Genomic DNA, 12,624 nt, shown 5'->3' on the forward strand with positions numbered 1-12,624 from the left:
ATATGCGCGACGGTGCGCCGGGCCTCTCCGGATCACCGCCTCGCTGGCCCGAAGCACATGCCGACGGCCGCTCGTCACAATGCTTGGATCCGGAAGGAACGAGGATGCGCAGCAGAACCCTTACCCTCCTCGCCGCCACGGTGAGCGTCGGCCTGGTGCTGACCGCCTGCGGTACAAACAGTTCGAACAGCGGGGGCACGGGAAGCAACTCCGCTTCCGCGTCCGCCCCGGCCGCCGCCGGCGCCAACGGCAAGGTCGGCGTCATCCTGCCGGAGACCGCCAGCTCGGCCCGTTGGGAAGCCTTCGACAAGCCGATGCTGCAGGCCGCCCTCGCGGCGCAGGGCTTCGACGCCGACGTCCAGAACGCCCAGGGCGACGCCCAGAAGTTCGCCACCCTGGCCGACGGCTTCATCAGCTCCGGTGTCAAGGCCCTGATCATCGCCCCGGCCGACCCGGCTGTCGGTGCCTCGGTCGAGGCCAAGGCGAAGGCCGCGGGCATCCCGGTCATCGACTACGACCGGCCGAGCCTCGGTGGCAGCGCCGAATACTACGTCTCGTTCGACAACGAAAAGGTCGGCCAGCTGCAGGGCCAGGCCATGGCGGACGCGCTGAAGGACAAGGCGGGCGCGGGTGTCGTCCAGATCGAGGGCGCCCCGACCGACAACAACGCCACGCTGTTCACCAGGGGCCAGGATTCCGTTCTCGAGCCGCTGTTCACCTCCGGCAAGCTGAAGCGGATCCAGAAGCAGCCGATCAACGACTGGGACAACCAGCTCGGCGGCACGACGTTCGAGCAGATCTTCACCAACAACGGTGGCAAGGTCGACGGCGTCGTCGCGGCGAACGACGGCCTGGCCGGCGCGGTCATCACCGTCCTCAAGCGGAACGGCCTCAACGGCAAGATCCCGGTCACCGGCCAGGACGCCACCGCCGACGGCCTGAAGGCGGTCATGCGCGGCGAGCAGTACATGACAGTCTTCAAGCCGATCAAGGAAGAGGCCGAAGCGACCGCGAAGCTGGCCGCCGCACTGGTCAAGGGCGACAAGGCCGGGGCCGACGCCATCGCGACCGGCAAGCTGCACGACCCGAAGAACAACCGCGACATCAAGTCCGTGCTGCTCACGCCGACGACGATCCTGGCGAAGGACATCAAGACCGTCGTGACCCAGGGCTACGTGAAGACGACCGAGATCTGTGGTGGCGACCTCGCCGCCAAGTGCACCTCGCTCGGCATCTCCTGAGCCCCCGCAACACCCCATGAACAGCCGGGCCGGGACGCGCACCCCGACGGCGCGTCCCGGCCCGGTCCCCACCCAGGAGAAAGCCCATCCATGAGTGAGCCCATTCTCGAGATCAAGGGCCTGAACAAGAGCTTCGGGCCGGTCCACGTCCTCCACGACGTGGACTTCGACGTACGTGCGGGCGAAGTGACCGCACTGGTCGGCGACAACGGTGCCGGCAAGTCGACGCTCGTCAAGTGCATCGCCGGCATCCACCCGTACGACTCGGGGACCGTGCGGTTCAACGGGCAGGACGCCCACATCCGCGGCCCGCGCGACGCCGCCGACCTCGGCATCGAGGTCGTCTACCAGGACCTCGCGCTCGCCGACAACCTCGACATCGTCCAGAACATGTTCCTCGGCCGCGAGCGCGGCAACTCGTGGAAGCTGGACGAAGCCAGCATGGAGAAGGCTGCCCGCGAGACGCTGGCCTCCCTGTCGGTCCGGACCGTGAAGTCCGTCCGCACGCCCGTTTCCTCGCTGTCCGGTGGGCAGCGCCAGACCGTCGCCATCGCGAAGTCCGTGCTGTGGAACAGCAAGGTCGTCGTGCTGGACGAGCCGACCGCCGCTCTCGGTGTCGCGCAGACCCGGCAGGTGCTCGACTTGGTCCGCCGACTGGCCGAACAGGGCCTCGGCGTCGTGCTGATCAGCCACAACATGGCCGACGTGTTCGAGGTCGCCGACCGCATTGCCGTGCTCTACCTCGGCAGGCTCGTCACCGAGGTGCACACGAAGGACGTCACCCACGGCCAGGTCGTGGAGCTGATCACCGCGGGTCGCTCCGGTGACCTCGGCCTGGCCCGGCCCGAAGCCGTGGTCCTGTGAGCGGGAAGAAAGAACCGGAAATGACTGAAACCCCTGCCAAGCACGAGGTCGACACGCCGGCCGCGGAAGCGCTCGCGCAGACCCAGAACCCCACCGCGGCGATCACCGACTTCGGGATCGACACGACATCGATGTCAACCGGCGAAGCGATCCGCGACTACTTCGCCCGCCTGCGGGCCGGTGAACTCGGCGCGCTGCCGTCGCTGTTCGGCCTGCTCGTGCTCGTCATCCTGTTCAGCGCGCTGTCGGACAACTTCTTCACCCTGGCCAACATCGCGAACGTCTTCCCGCAGGGCGCGGGCGTGATCATCATCGCGATGGGCATCGTCTTCGTGCTGCTGCTCGGCGAGATCGACCTCGCCGCCGGCGTGGCGTCCGGTACCGCCGCGTCGGTGATGGCGCTGCACTACGTCCACAATGGAAACCTGCTGGGCAACTTGGGGCCGGGCGTGTTCGTCACGTTCATCGCCGTCCTCGCCGTGGCCATGCTGCTTTCGGCCTACCAGCGGATCTGGGCCGGTGCCGGGCTTTCGCTGATCGGCGTGCTGATCGTCGCGATCGGCGTCCCCGCCAACGCCTGGCTCGAGATCCTGCTGTCCATCTGCGTCGGCACCGCGATCGGCTGCATCACCGGCTTTCTGGTGTCGAAGATCGGCATGCCGTCCTTCGTCGTGACGCTGGCGCTGTTCATCGTGTGGCAGGGCGTCCTGCTGCAGTTCATCGGTGAGGGCGGCACGATCGGCATCACCAACTCGGACATCCTGTACAAGATCGCCAACGGCAACCTGGACATCCTGGGTAGCTGGATCTTCTTCGTCGTCGCCGCCGGCGGGTTCGCGGTGATCACACTGCTGAGCCACTTCAAGCGGCTGCAGCGCGGCCTGGTCGTCCAGCCGACGGCGTTGGTGCTGGTCAAGGTCGGCGCGCTCGTCGTGCTGTCGGCGCTGGGCACCTGGCTGCTGACGATCAACCGCTCGCCGAACAAGGCGGTCGTCACGATCGAGGGTGTCCCGTACGTCATCCCGATCATGCTGGTGCTGCTCGTGGCCGGCACTTACGTGCTCAACCGGACCAGGTACGGCCGGTACATCTACGCGGTCGGCGGCAACAAGGAAGCCGCCCGCCGCGCCGGTATCGACGTGCCGAAGATCCGGGCGAGCGTGTTCGTCATCGGCTCCGCGGTCGCGGCCATCGGCGGCATCGTCGCCGCGTCGAAGGTCGGTTCGGTCAGCCCGCAGTCCGGTGGCCTGAACACCCTGCTGTTCGCGGTGGGTTCGGCCGTCATCGGCGGCACCTCGCTGTTCGGCGGCAAGGGCCGGGTCTCCGACGCCGTCGTCGGTGGCCTGGTCATCGCCGTGGTCATCAACGGTCTGGGCCTGCTCAAGCAGCCGGCCGCGGTGGTCAACATCATCACCGGTCTGGTCCTGCTGCTCGCCGCCACGGTCGACGCGCTGTCCCGGCGCCGCGCGGCTGCGTCGGCGCGCTGAACCAGCATGGGATGATCAAGCCCGTGTCCAGCTCACCCGTCGCGCGACCGGACGAGGTGCGCCGGCACAACCGCACGACCCTGCTCCGCCTGCTGCACGTCGGCGGGCCGAGCACCCGGGCGACCCTGGCCACGCAGCTGGGGCTCAACCGGAGCACGATCAAGACCCTCGTCGACGGGCTCGCCGAAGCCGGTGTCGTCGAGGAGAAGGTGCCGAGGCCGGGACGAGGGGCGGGCCGCCCCTCGCTCCTGGTCCTGCCCCAGCCGCACGCGGCGGTCGTGCTCGCGGTCGACCTGCAGGTCGAGCACGTCGCGATCGCCCTGGTCGGGCTGGGCGGCCAGATCCTGGGCCGCAACAGCTGGAACCTGCGCGGCCGGATGGGGCAGCCCGACGAGGTCATCACCCACATCATCGAGTCGACGAACATCCTGGCGAACGACCTCGGCGTGACCCCGGTGGCGGCCGGGGTGTCGGTCCCCGGTGTCGTCCGGCGGCTGGACGGGCACGTGCACGAGGCCCCGAACCTGCGCTGGACCGACGTCGCGCTCGGCGAGCGGCTCCGCGGGGTGCTGCAGATCCCGATCCTGGTCGGCAACGACGCCGAGTTCGGCGCGGTCGCCGAGCACCTGCGCGGGGCGGCCCGCGGGGCGGCCGACGTGGTGTACGTCTCGGCCGACGTCGGGGTCGGCGGCGGCGTCATCGCCGAAGGGTCGGCGCTGCGCGGCGGCGCCGGCTACGTCGGCGAGATCGGGCACATGGTGATCCGCCCGGACGGGCGGCCCTGCTACTGCGGCAACAGCGGCTGCTGGGAGACCGAGGTCGGCGAAGCAGCGCTCTGCCGGGCGCTCGGGCTGGCCGAGGACACTCCGCGCGGCGCGATCCTGTTCGAGCTGCGCGAACTGGGCCGGGACCCGGAGGCGGCGCTGTCGCGGCTCGCGGAGTTCGCCGAGTGGCTGACGCTGGGGCTGATCAACATCGTCAACCTGCTGGGGGCGCAGCTGGTGATCCTCGGCGACCTGCTGACGGTGCTGCCGGAGGCGGTGCTGCGGCACGTCAGCGCCGAGGTGCGCCGGCGCAGCCTGGTCAGCCGGGCGTTCGGCGGGACCCGGATCGTCAGCTCGGCGCTGGGAGCCGACGGGAAGCTGCTCGGCGCCGCGGAAGTGGCGTTCGAAGTGGTGCTGGATTCTGTCTGATTTTCTGTCTGCTTTCGTGTCCGGAATCTCGGCCTTTCGCGGCCGTACCGTGATATCTGACACGTGGAGAGCGGCGGCCTGACCGCAATAATTCTCAATCTGCAAGATGCAGAAAGGCGACCGGCGCCTGTGCGCACCGGCCGCCTTTCGCTCGTCTGTGTTACCGCTGGATGTCGGCGGACAGTTCCTTGAGCTTGGCCTCGTGCTCACGGGCGTGGTGCCCGCAGAAGAGCAGTTCGCCACCCGTGCTGAGGATGGCTCGTACCTGAGCTGCTGCTCCGCACCGGTCACAGCGGTCGGTGGCGGTCAGTTCGGGGCGGGTGAGCGTCGGCGATGTCATGGGGGTCTCCCTCCGTCCCGGCACCGGTTGCCCGGTGCCATCGATCCAGCTACGCCCACTTCGGGACTGATGCCGGTGGCGGCGATCGCCTCCGGCTCCGCGGTGTTCGTGCCTCTACTGTTCCAGACGTTTCGCTGCCCGCAAGTGTTCCCGCGCCGGTGGGACCTGAGTCACGCCGATTTACCCCGGATGTCGTAGCCGCGTCCCGCAATCCAGGAGACGAATACTCGGAGAGTTACGTTTTCCGTGGTCAGGCACCATAGGATCGTGACATCAGTGACTTCCCCCGGGCGACTTTCCGTGGTACCCGCGCCGGTCTTGTTCGTTCTCAGCGGAATTTCGATGTACGCCGGCGCGGCGATCGCGGTCGGTCTTTTCGGGCACGCGACGCCCGCCGGGGTGGCGTGGCTGCGCTGCCTCGGCGCGGCGGTGGTGCTGCTGGCGTGGCGCCGGCCACCCCGGGCGGCCTGGCGGGGCAGGCGCCTGCTGCTGGCGATCGTCTTCGGCGTCGTGACGGCGGGCATGAACGTCCTCTTCTACGAGGCGATCGCCCGCCTGCCGCTGGGTACGGCGGTGGCGGTGGAGTTCGCGGGCCCGGTGGTCGTGGCGGCGCTGGGGTCCCGGACGCTGCGGGACGTGCTGGCGGTCCTGCTGGTGGCCGCCGGGGTGGTGGCCATCGCGGACGTCCGGCTGGCGGGCAGCTTCTGGGGAGTGGCGTTCGCCCTGGGCGCGGCGGCGGCCTGGGCGGGCTACATCCTGCTGGGCAAGCGGGTGGCGGCGGACGGCGACGGCATCGACAGCCTGGCGATCGGCTTCGCGGCGGGCACGCTCGTCCTGTCACCGCTCGCCTCGGGCACCGGCGAAGTGTGGTCTTCCCCACGCCTGTTGCTGCTGGGTATCGGCGTCGGGGTGCTGTCGACGGTGGTGCCGTACGCGCTGGACCAGGTGGTCCTGCGGCGGGTGGGCAAGGCGCGCTTCGCGGTGCTGCTGGCGTTGCTCCCGGTGACGGCGGGCGTGCTGGGCTTCCTGCTGCTCGGCCAGGTGCCGAGCCTGCCGGAGGCCCTCGGCACGCTGGCGGTGGTGGCGGGAGTGGCGGTGCGGAGCCGCGATACCCCGGCCCGGCCGGGGCCGGAGCCGCCGGGCTGAAGTTGTCCACAGGCGGGCCGTGATGTGGACAGGCGAGCCGCGGCAGCGCCTTTTCCGGGCTTTCCGTCGGACCCGGCCGATACGCTGGACAAGGGCACGCCCCCCAGGGAGGGCGGGGGTCGGGCAAAGTCGTTTCTGCAGGTCAGGGGCCTGATCTTTGTGGTGAGAGGCTGCGCGAGTACGCATGTCGGCGCCCAGCCTGGGAGCACCTGTCCGCTCACCGGCGTGCGTGGCAGCTGCCGCTGCCGCGGTGTCTTGAATGACTCATTCAGGTCTTCGGAGGTCCTGAATGAGTCATTCAAGACCTTCGGTGAGCCGCCGATCCGCGAACCGGGGCGCGACTTTGCCGGAACCCTGCCAGGGAGGGCGGGGGTGTTTCCGCCGGTCGGATTGTGATGGCCCGCACCGCGCCCGCCCGGGATACTGAGCCCGGGCGGGAGGAGGCAGGTGGCCATGACGAAAGCGGCGTCGGCCGCGGCGAAGGACTTCGCCGCCGCCGGAGTGGGCGGTGTCCACCTCGCCTGGGCGGACAACAACGGCATCCCGCGCTCCCGCGTCGTCCCCATCGCCGGGCTGGCCGACGCCGCCACCCGCGGGGTCGGCGCCACCTCGCTCTTCGCTGTTTTCGACAGCCACGACGCCATCACCTACGGGCACGCCGGCCTTGCGACGCCGTCCGGGGACATCCGGCTCGTGCCCGTGGTCGACCGGCTGCGCCGGCTGGCCGGGCAGCCCGCGCTCGCCTGGGCGCCGGTCCGGCAGCTCACCAAGGACGGCGAGCCGTGGCCCTACTGCCAGCGTGCGGTCCTCGAAAGGCAGGTCGCGGAGGGCGCGCGGCGCGGGCTGGAGTTCCGGGCCGGCTACGAGCTCGAGTTCGCCGTCGCACCCGCGGGCAGCGCCGACGTCGTGACGACGCCCGGGCACCCAGGCCCGGCCTACAGCCCGCACGCCCTGGTCGGCCTCGACGGCTTCGTCGCGGCCCTCCTGCACGACTTCGCCGCCAACGGCCTGCGGATCGGCCAGCTGCACGCCGAGTACGGCGTGGCCCAGGTCGAGCTGTCGCTCGCCGCCACCGATCCCGTCTCGGCCGCCGACGACCAGCTGCTCGCCCGCCAGACCATCCACGCCGCCGCGTACGCGCACGGCCTCGCCGTCAGCTTCGCGCCACTCGTCGGGTTGGGTGCGGCCGGCAACGGCTGGCACCTGCACACCTCGGTCCGCCGCAAGGGCCGCAACCTGCTCGACGGCGCCGCGAGCACGCCCGAAGGCGACGGCGCCGGCTACCTCGCCGGGTTGCTGCGCGACCTGCCGGCGCTGACCGCGATCACCGCGCCGAGCGTGCCCTCGACCCTTCGCCTCCGGCCGGGCTACTTCGCGGGCGCGTACGCGTTCTGGGGCGTGGAGAACCGGGAGGCGCCGTTGCGGTACGTCCCCGGCACGCCGCTGCTGGGCACCGACCACGCGAACGTCGAGCTCAAGGCGTCCGACGCCTCGGCCAACCCGTACCTCGCGCTGGCCGTGGTGCTGGCCGCCGGGATGGCCGGCATCGAGGACGCGCCCGCGTTGCCCGAGCCGATCGGCGAGGATCCGGGCGGCTGGACGGACGGGGAACGGGAGACGCGCGGCGTGCGCCGGCTGCCGGCGGACACCGCCGAACAGGACGCCGCGCTGCTGGCGTCGCCGCGGGTCGCCGGCGTGCTCGGCGACGAACTGCTGGGCGCCTTCCGCGCCGTCCGGGCGTCGGACGCGGCGTGGGCGGCCGACCACACGGCAGACGAGATCGTCGCCGCCCACCTTTGGCGCTACTGAGAACCTTATTCTGGTCAGGACGGCGCTACGGACCGCCGGCCGCCCGCTTGTGGTGACACTCGCGCCGGCCGACGGCTGAACAAGGTTCTGAGGGGACCGATGTCTTCGGGGATCGACGGCGGGCAGCTCGACCTGTCCGGGGTGCGGTGGCTGCCGGGCGGGGCCCGGCTGGCCGCGGTGGCCCAGGCGGAGCTGCCCCAGAAGGACGGCCTGGCCGCGGCGTTCTGCGGGCTCGCGGCGCTGCGGGCGGCCGGGCTCGACGGGCTCGACCAGGACGCCGTCGCGGCGGCCGCGGGCACGGTCCGCGGGCCGGCCGTGCGCCCGCGGGGCGAGGCGGGCCGCCGCGACTTCCGGCTGCCGCTGCCGGTCGTCGACGACCCGGCCGCGGCCGGCACCCGGGTTTCCGGGCTCGCGCCGGCCGTCGGCTCGCTGTCGCGGGGCACCCTCACGGCGGTGCCGGTGACGGGGGAGTGGACCACCGGGTCGCTGTTCGACCTGCTCGTCGGGCTGTGGGACGTCCCGCGCGTCGCGGTGATAGCCCGGATCGACGGTGCCGAGCTCGGCGCCCACGACACCCCGGAACGCGCGCTGCTCGACTACCTCGACACCGGGGTCCCGCCACTGTGGACGTCCCGCTGGCGCCCGCCCGGAGGTCACTTCGTGCTCCTGGCGGCCATCCGTATCGGCGCCGAGGGTACTCTTCTGTCCGTTGTGGACACTTACTCGTCGTTGGGGGACAACGGGATCCACGACCAGCCCGTGGAATGGGTGACGGCGGCGCTGGCCGGGCTCGGCGTGCTGGTGGTCGTCGACGCGGGCCAGGACGGCGTCGTCCGCGAGGCGGCCCGCGTCGCGGGGCTCACTCCGTCCTTTTGGGACTGATTGCCGTCTCCGCGTTTCCGGGCGCGAAACGGGAGTGACGGCGGCCGTAGGCGAAGTAGATCACCAGGCCGATCACCAGCCACACCGCGAAGCGGATCCACGTGAGCACGTTCAGGTTGAGCATCAGGTACAGGCACGCCAGCGCGGCCAGGATCGGCACCACCGGCGAGAACGGCACGGAGAACGGCCGCTCCAGGTCGGGACGGCGGCGGCGCAGCACCGGGACCGCCACGGCCACGATGATCATCGCCGACAGCGCGCCGATGCTGACCATGTCGGCCAGTTCGGAGATCGGGATGAACGCGGCCAGCACGGCGATCAACACCGCGCCGCCGATGGTCATCCGGTGCGGGGTGCCCCAGCGCGGGTGCGCGCTGCCGAGCGCCTTCGGCAGCAGGCCGTCCCGGCCCATCGCGAACCCGATCCGCCCGATCGTGACCAGCTCGACCATCATCACCGACGTCAGGCCGGTCACCGCGCCGAGCGAGATCAGCGCGCCCACCCAGTGCCGGCCGACCCGGTCGAACGCGTCGGCCAGCGGCGCGCCGGTGTCGATGTCGGTGAACGGGACCATGCCGGTCAGCACGATCGACACGCCGATGTAGAGCAGCGCGCACACCCCCAGCGCGCCGAGGATGCCGACCCGGAGGTCCTTGCGCGGGTTCAGTGTCTCTTCGCCGAGGTTCGCGAGCGCTTCGAAGCCGGTGTAAGCGAAGAAGACCACCGCGGCCGCGGTGATCATCCCGGCGATGCCGTAGACCGACTGCTCCAGACCGAGTGCCGCCTGGAAGATCGGTTGCTCGAGCACCGTCGTGCCGGCTTCGGGCGCCTTCGCCGACGGGATGAACGGCGTCAGGTTGGCACTCCGGACGAAGAACACGCCGACCGCGAGCACCAGGACGCAGACCGCGACCTTCACGCACACCAGCACGTTGGTCAGCCGGGCCGACTCCTTGATGCCCAGCACGGCGACCACGGTCAGCACGGCGATGATGAGCACCGCGCCGACGTTGACCTTCGCGTCTTCACCGAACCACTCCGGCGACAGCCCGAGCAGGTTCGCCAGGTACCCCGACCAGCCACGCGAGACCACGGCGGCGCCGAGCGCGAACTCCAGCAGCAGGTCCCAGCCGATGATCCAGGCGAACACTTCGCCGAGGGTGGCGAAAGCGTAGGTATAAGCGCTTCCCGCCGTCGGGACGCTGGAGGCGAGCTTCGCGTAACACAGCGCCGCGAGCCCGGCGACGACCGCGCCGAGCACGAACGACAACGTCACGGCCGGCCCGGCGTGCGTCTTCGCCTCGACACCCGCCAAGGTGAAGATGCCGGTGCCGATGATGATCCCGACGCCGAACCCGACCAGGTCGCGTCCCCGCAGCCGCCGTTTGAGCTCCCCGGAGTCCTGGCGGTCCAGGACCTCGTCCACGTTCAGTGTTCTCCGCTCACCCATGAGGAGAAGTTAAAAGGTCACGGGCGTTCCCGCAGATCGGCGGCACCCGGGTTTTCCCGGGTCAGGCCCGCGCCGAGGCGGCCGAGCACCTCGCGTTCACGTTCGGTGAGGTCGTGCCCGCCGGGTGCGGACGGCCGGGGCAAGGTGACGTCGTCCCGTGCAGATGGCGGGAACGGCCGGGCACCGGAATGCTGGTCCCCGTGCCCGAAGAGATCCCCGCCCGCAGTGCCCTGCACGAGCTCGCCGACCGCTACGGAGTCGCCACCCGGTACGAGAACGCCGACCAGGTCTGGGTCGACGTGGACGACGATGTCGTCGTCGCCGTCCTCGGCCAGTTCGGTCTCGACGCGACCAGTGAGGAGGCCATTGCCGAAGCGCTGACCGCTGCGTACGAAGCCCGGTCCGCCGCCGTCCTGCCGCCGACGATCGTCGTGCGGGAAGGCACCGGACGGCCGCTCGGCGTCGACGCCGAGGTCGTGCTCGAGGACGGGACCCGTCGGCGCGCCGATGGGGAGCTGCCCGCGGATCTGCCGCTCGGCTGGCACCGGGTGGTCGCGGGCGACCAGGAGGCGGTGCTCGCGGTCGTGCCGGCGAAACTGCCGGAGGTCCGGCCCGCGTGGGGGTGGATGCTGCAGCTCTACGCCCTGCACTCGGCCGGCTCCTGGGGCATCGGCGACTACGCGGACCTCGCGGCCTTCGCCGCCCGGTCCGCCGCGGAGCTCGATGCCGGCGTCCTGCTGGTCAACCCGGTCCAGGCGATCAGCCCGGCCCAGCCGATCGAGCGCTCGCCGTACTCGCCCGCCAGCCGGCGGTTCGCCAACCCGGTCTACCTGCGCGTCACGGCCACCGAGACGTTCGATGCGGCCGATCGGGCGACCCAGGACGCGGTGCGGTCGCTGGAGCCGGACCGCGGCGGCGAGCTCGTCGACTACGACGCGGTCTGGACGGCCAAGCGGGCCGCGCTGGAACTGCTGTGGCCGCACCGGGTCGAAGAGGTGCCCGAGGACGGCGACCTCCTCGACTTCGCGCTGTTCTGCGCCCTCGCCGAGCGGCACGGGGCGGACTGGCGGGACTGGCCGGAGCCGCTGCGCGATCCGGCCGGGCCGGAGGTGGAAGAAGCGCGGGAGGAGCTGAAGGAGCGCGTCGGCTTCCACGCGTGGCTCCAGCACCTCTGCCGGGTGCAGCTGGAAACCGCCCGGCAGGCGGCGCGCGAGGCCGGGATGACGGTCGGGATCGTGCACGACCTGCCGGTCGGGGTGCACCCCGGCGGGGCCGACACGTGGGCGGTGCGGGACGTCTTCGCCGCCGACGTGCGGGTCGGCGCGCCGCCGGACGCGTTCAACCAGCAGGGGCAGGACTGGAACCTGCCGCCCTGGCGGCCGGACAAGCTCGCCGAGGCCGGGTACGGGCCGTTCCGGGACGTCATCCGCGGCGTGCTGCGGTACGCCGACGGCATCCGCGTCGACCACATCGCCGGGCTCTGGCGGCTGTGGTGGATCCCGCCGGGCGAGCCCGCGCACCGCGGGACGTACGTCCACTACGACGCCGAAGCGATGGTCGGCGTGCTCGCCCTCGAAGCACACCGCGCCGGCGCCGTCGTCGTGGGGGAGGACCTGGGCACCGTCGAAGAGACCGTCACCGAAACCATGCACGAGCGGGGGATGCTCAGCTCGGCCGTGCTGTGGTTCGAACGCGACTGGGACGCGCCGGGCAAGCCGTTCACGCGCCCGGCGGAGTGGGACCCGGACGCCATGGCCAGCATCTCCACGCACGACCTGCCCACGGTCGCCGGCTGGCTGGCCGGCGAACACGTCCGGGTCCGCGCGGAGCTGGGCCTGCTGGACCGCGGTGTCGAAGCGGAGGAAGAGGCGGCTGCCGCCGAGCGGAAGGCGCTGTTCGAACTCGTTGCGCGGGAAGGGATTCCGGACGACGACCCGGTCGTCGCGCTGCACACGCTGCTGGCGTCGGCCGCGTCGCGGCTGGTGCTGACGTCGCCGGCCGACGTGGCGGGCCAGGTACGGCAGCCGAATCTGCCCGGAACGATCGACCAGTACCCTAACTGGCGGATTCGCCTTCCCGTCAGCGTCGACGGCTTCTTCACCGCGAAGGGGGTCCGCGCCGCGGTCGCACCGCTGGCGGCGGCTCGCCCGCTGCCCCGGTAACGACCACCCCGTGGCGTACGACCCCCAGTGATGCGCGTCCGCGGACGCCA

The 12,624-nt window shown here is 71.3% G+C and carries 11 protein-coding genes; 8 read left to right on the top strand and 3 right to left on the bottom strand.

Annotated features, from left to right (window positions below; all coding sequences use genetic code 11):
• Positions 1 to 104 precede the first annotated feature (104 nt).
• The 4 genes from A3CE_RS0136540 (at position 105) to A3CE_RS0136555 (ending at position 4,785) form a co-directional block, all read left to right on the top strand.
• A complete protein-coding gene (locus tag A3CE_RS0136540; RefSeq protein ID WP_020645059.1) occupies positions 105 to 1,241 on the top strand; it encodes a sugar ABC transporter substrate-binding protein in 1,137 nt (378 codons plus the stop codon).
• Positions 1,242 to 1,331: 90 nt separating this feature from the next.
• A complete protein-coding gene (locus A3CE_RS0136545; RefSeq protein WP_020645060.1) occupies positions 1,332 to 2,105 on the top strand; it encodes an ATP-binding cassette domain-containing protein in 774 nt (257 codons plus the stop codon).
• Between the two features lie 20 nt (positions 2,106 to 2,125).
• Positions 2,126 to 3,592: a sugar ABC transporter permease gene (locus A3CE_RS0136550; RefSeq protein ID WP_026469207.1), complete on the top strand. Its 1,467-nt coding sequence runs from the start codon at positions 2,126 to 2,128 to the stop codon at positions 3,590 to 3,592.
• Positions 3,593 to 3,603: 11 nt separating this feature from the next.
• Positions 3,604 to 4,785 carry an ROK family transcriptional regulator gene (locus tag A3CE_RS0136555; protein ID WP_020645062.1) on the top strand — a complete coding sequence of 394 codons (1,182 nt, stop codon included), beginning with the start codon at positions 3,604 to 3,606 and terminating at the stop codon, positions 4,783 to 4,785.
• 160 nt (positions 4,786 to 4,945) lie between these two features.
• Here A3CE_RS0136555 and A3CE_RS0136560 read toward each other — a convergent pair whose 3' ends face one another.
• Positions 4,946 to 5,125: a DUF7455 domain-containing protein gene (locus tag A3CE_RS0136560; protein WP_020645063.1), complete on the bottom strand. Its 180-nt coding sequence runs from the start codon at positions 5,123 to 5,125 to the stop codon at positions 4,946 to 4,948.
• A 342-nt stretch (positions 5,126 to 5,467) separates the two neighbouring features.
• Here A3CE_RS0136560 and A3CE_RS52180 point away from each other — a divergent pair, with 342 nt between their 5' ends.
• From A3CE_RS52180 to A3CE_RS0136575, 3 genes are all read left to right on the top strand, one after another.
• Positions 5,468 to 6,271, top strand: a complete 804-nt coding sequence (locus tag A3CE_RS52180; RefSeq protein WP_020645064.1) for an EamA family transporter — start codon at positions 5,468 to 5,470, stop codon at positions 6,269 to 6,271.
• 453 nt (positions 6,272 to 6,724) lie between these two features.
• Positions 6,725 to 8,080: a type I glutamate--ammonia ligase gene (locus tag A3CE_RS0136570; protein ID WP_020645065.1), complete on the top strand. Its 1,356-nt coding sequence runs from the start codon at positions 6,725 to 6,727 to the stop codon at positions 8,078 to 8,080.
• A 99-nt stretch (positions 8,081 to 8,179) separates the two neighbouring features.
• Complete coding sequence (locus tag A3CE_RS0136575) at positions 8,180 to 8,962, top strand: DUF6885 family protein (protein WP_020645066.1); 783 nt, start codon at positions 8,180 to 8,182, stop codon at positions 8,960 to 8,962.
• On the opposite strand, the gene A3CE_RS0136580 is transcribed toward A3CE_RS0136575, so the two are convergent.
• Positions 8,940 to 10,388 carry an amino acid permease gene (locus A3CE_RS0136580; protein WP_020645067.1) on the bottom strand — a complete coding sequence of 483 codons (1,449 nt, stop codon included), beginning with the start codon at positions 10,386 to 10,388 and terminating at the stop codon, positions 8,940 to 8,942. The genes A3CE_RS0136575 and A3CE_RS0136580 overlap by 23 nt on opposite strands.
• A gap of 41 nt (positions 10,389 to 10,429) precedes the next feature.
• Positions 10,430 to 10,555 (bottom strand): helix-turn-helix domain-containing protein, encoded by a 126-nt coding sequence (locus tag A3CE_RS59410; protein ID WP_020645068.1) that lies wholly within the window; start codon positions 10,553 to 10,555, stop codon positions 10,430 to 10,432.
• Between the two features lie 45 nt (positions 10,556 to 10,600).
• Here A3CE_RS59410 and malQ point away from each other — a divergent pair, with 45 nt between their 5' ends.
• The gene (malQ, locus tag A3CE_RS0136590) at positions 10,601 to 12,574 is read left to right on the top strand and encodes a 4-alpha-glucanotransferase (protein ID WP_020645069.1); all 1,974 of its coding nucleotides are present in this window, start codon (positions 10,601 to 10,603) and stop codon (positions 12,572 to 12,574) included.
• Positions 12,575 to 12,624 lie beyond the last annotated feature (50 nt).

Source organism: Amycolatopsis balhimycina FH 1894 (assembly GCF_000384295.1).
In the GTDB taxonomy this organism is placed as follows: domain Bacteria; phylum Actinomycetota; class Actinomycetes; order Mycobacteriales; family Pseudonocardiaceae; genus Amycolatopsis; species Amycolatopsis balhimycina.